This window comes from Escherichia sp. MOD1-EC5950 (genome assembly GCF_002965345.1).
GTDB classification, from domain to species: Bacteria; Pseudomonadota; Gammaproteobacteria; order Enterobacterales; family Enterobacteriaceae; genus Escherichia; species Escherichia marmotae.
In genome coordinates this window covers 1-1,227 of record NZ_PTSR01000096.1, presented here as the reverse complement: position 1 = coordinate 1,227, position 1,227 = coordinate 1, and the positions used below count along the sequence as shown (strand labels likewise).

The 1,227-nt window shown below is 52.2% G+C and carries 1 protein-coding gene; it reads left to right on the top strand.

The annotated features are described in order from the left end of the window. On the top strand, nucleotides 1–1,215 hold a 1,215-nt coding region (locus tag BEA93_RS24400), incomplete at its 5' end, for an autotransporter outer membrane beta-barrel domain-containing protein (protein WP_123058262.1). Between the last annotated feature and the right edge of the window lie 12 nt (nucleotides 1,216–1,227).

Genomic DNA, 1,227 nt, shown 5'->3' with positions numbered 1-1,227 from the left:
AGTAAAGAAGGTCGTATTGTTGCCGGTCCCTATGACTACAACGTGGTAAAAAGCGACAACCAGAACTGGTTTTTAACCAGTGAAATTCCCGCAGGACCGTATACCCCACCGGAACTGCCCGTCATCCCGGAACCAGACCCTGAGCCCCCTGTAACACCAGAACCCCCTGTAACACCAGAACCGCCTGTGACACCGGAGCCACCTGTTACGCCAGCTGTTCCACAACCAGAACGAAAACATCTGTATCGCCCGGAAATTGGCAGCTATCTGGCCAATATTCAGGCGGCAAATACGCTGTTTAATACCCGACTGCATGACCGTCTGGGGGAAACACAATACACCGACCTGCTGACCGGCGAGCAGAAAGTAACCAGCCTGTGGATGCGTAACATTGGCGGGCATAATCGCTTTAAAGATCGTTCGGATGAATTGAGCACCCAGAGCAACCGTTATGTTCTGCAACTGGGCGGCGACCTCGCACAATGGAGCAGTAATGACCTTGATCGCTGGCATCTCGGCTTAATGGCTGGCTATGCCAACAGCAAGAGTCACACCCATTCCAACCTGACCGGGTACAGCTCACGTGGGCAAATCGACGGCTACAGTGTGGGGGTGTATGGCACCTGGTACGCTAACGAAGCGGACAAAACCGGGACTTATGTTGATAGCTGGTTGCTCTATAACTGGTTTGATAACACCGTCTCCGGCGAGTACCTGCCGGGTGAGAAATATCACTCTGACGGCATAACCGCTGCCATTGAAGCGGGTTATACCTTCCGTCTTGGTGAAAGCGCCGATGCGCGTACCAGCTACTGGTTGCAGCCAAAAATGCAACTGACGTGGATGGATGTGAAGGCAGACAATCATACTGAAGACAATGGCACTCTGGTTGAGGACAGCACCGAAGGCAACCTGCAAACGCGTCTGGGGGTGAAAGCGTATCTGCAAGGCCATAATGCTCTTGATGATCATAAAGAGCGTTCCTTCCAGCCTTTTGTGGAAGCCAACTGGATTTATAACTCCCGCAATTACAGTGTGAAGATGGATGGCATCAGCGATGAAATCATCGGTGCGCGTAACATCGGTGAGTTAAAAGTCGGGGTGGAAGGTCAGCTTAATCCGCGTCTGCAACTGTGGGGCAACGTCGCCCAGCAGTTGGGTGACAACGGTTACAGCGATACCCAGGGAATGCTGGGTATGAAATATCTCTTTTGATGCCACTTTGCC